Genomic DNA, 4,421 nt, shown 5'->3' with positions numbered 1-4,421 from the left:
CTGGCGTTCGGGCTCTTTCTTTGGTTACTTTCTTTGAGCCAGCAAAGAAAGTGACTCGCCTGCCGGGGCGAGACCCGGCGCGTCGCCACGCGGCCAGCGGGCACCCTGAACGCAGCATGCAAACCCGCTGAACCCCACCCCGCGCGGCGGGTGATGCAATGTCCCCATGGACACCCTCCCCGCCCTCTTCGTCTCGCACGGCTCGCCGATGCTCGCGCTCGAGCCCGGCGCCACCGGCCCCTTCTTCGAGCGCCTGGGGCCGGCGCTCGCGTCGACCTTCGGCGCGCCGCGCGCGATCGTCGTGGTGTCGCCGCACACCGCCGCGCGTGTGCCGGTGCTGCTGGGCAGCGCGACCCATCATGCGGTGCACGACTTCGGCGGCTTCCCGCCGGCGCTCTACGAGCTGCAGTACGGCCCGCCCGGCGCGCCGGCGCTGGCGCAGCGCGTCGGCGCGCTGTTCGACGCCGCCGGCATCGCACACGACCACAGCGACGACGCCGGACTGGACCACGGCATGTGGTCGGTGCTGCGCTTCGCCTGGCCCGGCGCCGAGATCCCGGTGCTGCCGATCGCGCTGGCACCGCAGCAGGACCCGTCGCGGCAATGGGCGATCGGCGCGGCCCTGGCGCCGCTGCGCGACGAGGGCGTGCTGGTCGTCGGCTCGGGCAGCCTGACGCACAACCTGCGGCTGGTCTTCGGTCGTCGTCGCCCCGATCAGCTCGGCGCCGAGGACGACGCCGAGATCCCCGAGAGCCGTGCCTTCCGCGACTGGGTGCGGGCGCGCGTGGCCGCCGGCGACCGCGCGGCGCTGCTGGACTACCGCGCGCAGGCCCCGCACGCGGCCCTGATGCACCCGACCGACGAGCACTGGCTGCCCTTCTACATCGCCGCCGGCGCCGGCGGCCTGGACGCCCCGGCGCTGCGGCTGCACGAGGCCGTCACCTACGGCTGCCTGGCGATGGATGCCTATGCCTTCGGCAGCGGCGCGGGGCGCCTGGCCGAGACGCTGCGGCACTGACGGCAGGCTGGCAAGCCGGCGGCGACCGGAACCGCGCGCGGATCGCGGCGATCCGACGAGCAGGTTCCACTCGCAAGGAGCGTCCATGAGCGAGTTCCACGTCCTGGCTTGCGTCCCCGCCGGCACGGCCGGTCTGCCGCTGCCCCGCCCGCACGAGCGCTTGTCGGCCGGCCCGGCCGATGCGGCGCTGAAGGTCTACACCGACCTGCGCAGCGGTCCCTGCGTCATCGTGCCGGCCAACGACGGCCTGGACGAGACGTTGCGCCTGATGCTGCGCGCCGGCGTGCGCATGGCCTTCGTCGGCGACGCGACCGAGGGCATCGGCAGCGTGCAGGGCCTGATCACCGCCGGCGACCTGCAGGGCGAGCGGCCGGTGCTGCGCGCCCTCGCGGCCGGTGTGCCGCACGATGACCTGAAGGTCGCCGACGTGATGAGCGCCATCGCCGACTGGCCGCTGGTCGAGCTGGCGGCCGTCTCGAAGGCGCGCGTCGGCGACATCGTCGCGACGCTGCAGTCCCAGGGGCGCGGCTACCTGCTGGTCGGCGAGCGCATCGACGGCCAGTGGCGGCTGCGCGGGCTGTTCTCGGCCAGTCGCGTCGGCCAGGCGCTCGGCACGGCGCTGGGCGAGGACCTGAAGTCGCGCAGCTTCGCGGAGCTGGAAGCGGCGCTCGCACACCGCTGAGCGCTTCGCGGCCCCGCCGTCAGCGCGCGCTGCGCTGGCGCGCCTGCAGCGCCTGCACGGCCGTCACCGGCTCGGCCGCATGGCCCCAGGACGCGCGCAGCAAGCTGGCCAGTGCCGCGATCTCGCGGTCGTCCAGCGTCTGCGCGAACGGCGGCATGCCGTGCGGCCGCGGGTTGCCGGCGGTCGACGGTGCATAGCCGCCGGCCAGGATGCTGCGCAGCAGGTTGACCGGCGAGTCCATCGTCACCGTGCGGTTGCCGGCCAGCGGCGGCGCGATGCCGGGCGCGCCTTCGCCGGCCGCGCCGTGGCAGTCGCTGCAATGCCGGTCGTAGAGCGCGGCGCCCTGCTGCAGCGTCGCGGCCTCGGGCCGGGCGGCATCGGCACGCCGCGCGGTGGTCTGCGGCAGCGACTGCAGGAAGACCGCCATCGCGCGCAGGTCGGCATCGCCGAGGTACTGCGTGCTGCGCGCCACCACCTCGGCCATCGGACCGCTGACCGTGGCCCGCGCGTTGCGGCCGGTCTTCAGCAGCTCGACCACCTCGTCGGCGGACCAGTGCGCGACGCCGGCCTCGTCGGGCGACAGCAGCGAGGGCGCGTACCAGTTCTGAACGGGGATCAGGCCGCCGGCCAGCTCGCTCGCCGCGCGGCTGCCGCCGAGTGCATTGCGCGGGGTGTGGCAGGCGGTGCAGTGGCCCAGGCCGCGCACCAGGTAGGCGCCGCGCTGCCACTCGGGCGAGCGCCCCGCGTCGGGCGGTGGCGCGCCGGGCACGAAGAACAGCGCCCGCCAGACCGCCAGCGCGAGCTGCGTGTCGTAGGGAAAGCGCAGCCCGTGCGGCCGATTCGCCTGCGCCACCGGCGGCAGGCTCTGCAGGTAGGCGTAGAGCGCATCGGCATCGTCGCGCGCGAGCTCGGTGTAGTTGGGATAGGGAAAGGCCGGCACCAGCAAGCGTCCGTCCTTCGAGCGACCGTGGCGCAGCGCGCGCCGGAACTCGTGCGCGCTCCAGCCGCCCAGGCCGGTGGCGTCGGGCGTGAGGTTGGACGAGTAGACGTTGCCGAACGGCGTCTCGATCGCGCGGCCGCCCGCATAGGGCACGCCGCCGCGGGCGGTGTGGCAGCCGATGCAGTTGCCGGCGCGCGCCAGGTAGGCGCCGCGCTCGACCAGCGCCGGCGTGATCGCCAGCGCCGCGGCATCGGGCGGCTCCTCGCCGCGCAGGTTGAGCCAGGCGACCAGCGCGGCCAGCAGCCCGGCAGCCACCAGCAGGATCAGCGCGATGCGTGCCAGGGCCTTCATTCGGCGGCTCCTCGGCGCGCCACGCTGCCGCAGGGCTGCGGCAGCGGTGCAGGCAGCGCCGCGGCGGGCCGGGTGTCGGCCGGCAGGGCCTGCGCGGCGAGCCACGCGGAAACGGCGCCGATGTCCTCGGGCGAGAGCCGCTTCACGATGTCGGCCATGCAGTCCGGCGCCAGCGCCCGGCGGTCACCCAGGCGCCACAGCCCGATCTGGCCGTTGAGGTAGTCGCGTGGCAGGCCCAGCAGGCCGGGGATGGCCGGGGCCACGCCGGTCAGCGCGCTGCCGTGACACTGCGCGCAGGCCGGCAGCCCGCGCGCCGGGTCGCCCTGCAGCGCCAGCGCGCGGCCGCGCTCCAGCTGCGCCGGCGCCGCCTGCGGGGGCTGCGGCGGCGGGTACGGCAACGACAGCGCCGCGAAGTGGTCGGCCATCTCGCGCAGGTAGTCGTCGGACAGGTGCTCGACCAGCGCCGTCATCGGCCCGTACTGCCGGCGCCCGTCGCGGAAACCCAGCAGCTGCTGGTGCAGATAGCCGGCCGGCTTGCCGGCGATGCGCGGGAAGTAGCCGTCGTTGGTGGCGCGGCCCTCGGGGCCGTGGCAGACGGTGCAGGGCTTGACGCGCTGCGCCATGTCGTCGCGCGGCGCGGCCGCGGCCGCCGTTGCCAGCGCGAGGCCGGCCAGGATCAGGAGTCGTCGCATGGCGCCAGTGTGCCCGGCGCGCGCGCTCGTCAGCCCGCGACCCGCGCGCCTCGTTCGACCAGCAGCTCCCGCAGCACCGACCGGTGGCAGCGCGCCTCGTGCTCGCAGTAGCAGCCCAGCGAGAAGTTCGTGTGGTGCGACAGCGCGGCCAGCAGGTCGAGCATCTGACTCGCGTCGGCGACACGCAGCTCGGCGCGAAAGCGCCGGGCGAAGGCAGCCCAGGCGCCGGGGGCGCTGCCGGGCTGCTGCGCGGCCTGGGCCTGCTTCACGAGCTCGGCACTCGGTGACAGCAGCGGCAGCCACAGGTCGTAGAAGTCGCGCCGGGCGATGTCGGCCCTGGGCACGCCGCGCGGCGGCCGGCGCACGCTGCCCAGGCGCAGGCCTTCGTCGGGCTCGCGGGGATCGCCGAGGCGCACGATGCGCGCGGTCATCGCTGCGCGGTCCGATCAGGCCGGGCCGGTCTCGGGCTTGGCTTCGCGCTGCATGAGCCTCTGGACGGCCGAGGCCGGCGTGAGCCGGCCGTCGAGCACGGCCACGACCGCGGCAGTCAGCGGCATGTCCACGCCCAGCGCGCGGGCGCGCGCCAGCACGGTGGCGGCGCTGTAGACGCCCTCGGCCACGTGGCCCAGCGCGCGCAGCACCTCGGGCAGCGCCAGGCCGCGCGCGAGCTGCAGACCGACCTGGCGGTTGCGCGACAGGTCGCCGGTGGCGGTGAGCACCAGGTCACCCAGGCCCGAC

6 protein-coding genes are annotated in these 4,421 nt (G+C 75.4%); 2 read left to right on the top strand and 4 right to left on the bottom strand.

The genetic code is table 11. The features are described 5' to 3' along the window. Window positions 1-166: 166 nt before the first annotated feature. Together QZV97_RS20395 and QZV97_RS20390 are read left to right on the top strand one after the other, a co-directional pair. Entirely contained in the window at window positions 167-1,018 is an 852-nt protein-coding gene (locus QZV97_RS20395) for a class III extradiol ring-cleavage dioxygenase (protein ID WP_295647181.1), read from the top strand. 85 nt (window positions 1,019-1,103) lie between these two features. Then, a complete protein-coding gene (locus tag QZV97_RS20390) occupies window positions 1,104-1,700 on the top strand; it encodes a hypothetical protein (RefSeq protein WP_295647179.1) in 597 nt (198 codons plus the stop codon). Between the two features lie 19 nt (window positions 1,701-1,719). Here the strand turns inward: QZV97_RS20390 and QZV97_RS20385 are convergent, their stop codons facing one another. From QZV97_RS20385 to QZV97_RS20370, 4 genes are all read right to left on the bottom strand, one after another. Beyond that, the gene (locus QZV97_RS20385) at window positions 1,720-2,991 is read right to left on the bottom strand and encodes a cytochrome c (protein ID WP_295647177.1); all 1,272 of its coding nucleotides are present in this window, start codon (window positions 2,989-2,991) and stop codon (window positions 1,720-1,722) included. Next, the gene (locus QZV97_RS20380; RefSeq protein WP_295647175.1) at window positions 2,988-3,683 is read right to left on the bottom strand and encodes a cytochrome c4; all 696 of its coding nucleotides are present in this window, start codon (window positions 3,681-3,683) and stop codon (window positions 2,988-2,990) included. Before QZV97_RS20380 ends, QZV97_RS20385 begins: the two co-directional genes overlap by 4 nt. Window positions 3,684-3,712: 29 nt before the next feature. Beyond that, a complete protein-coding gene (locus QZV97_RS20375; RefSeq protein WP_295647173.1) occupies window positions 3,713-4,114 on the bottom strand; it encodes a DUF488 family protein in 402 nt (133 codons plus the stop codon). Window positions 4,115-4,129: 15 nt separating this feature from the next. Further along, window positions 4,130-4,421, bottom strand: a 292-nt coding sequence (locus QZV97_RS20370; RefSeq protein ID WP_366558928.1) for an NAD(P)H-dependent glycerol-3-phosphate dehydrogenase, incomplete at its 5' end; no start/stop codon positions are given.

It is taken from the genome of uncultured Methylibium sp. (assembly GCF_902826655.1).
In the GTDB taxonomy this organism is placed as follows: Bacteria; Pseudomonadota; Gammaproteobacteria; order Burkholderiales; family Burkholderiaceae_C; genus Methylibium.
This window is presented reverse-complemented; position numbering and strand designations above follow the sequence as displayed.

Bases quoted from the DNA above. Each gene is read 5' to 3' on its own strand.
- QZV97_RS20395 (WP_295647181.1), top strand. From the start codon at position 167: ATGGACACCCTCCCCGCCCTCTTCGTCTCGCACGGCTCGCCGATGCTC.
- QZV97_RS20390 (WP_295647179.1), top strand. From the start codon at position 1,104: ATGAGCGAGTTCCACGTCCTGGCTTGCGTCCCCGCCGGCACGGCCGGT.
- QZV97_RS20385 (WP_295647177.1), bottom strand. From the start codon at position 2,991: ATGAAGGCCCTGGCACGCATCGCGCTGATCCTGCTGGTGGCTGCCGGG.
- QZV97_RS20380 (WP_295647175.1), bottom strand. From the start codon at position 3,683: ATGCGACGACTCCTGATCCTGGCCGGCCTCGCGCTGGCAACGGCGGCC.
- QZV97_RS20375 (WP_295647173.1), bottom strand. From the start codon at position 4,114: ATGACCGCGCGCATCGTGCGCCTCGGCGATCCCCGCGAGCCCGACGAA.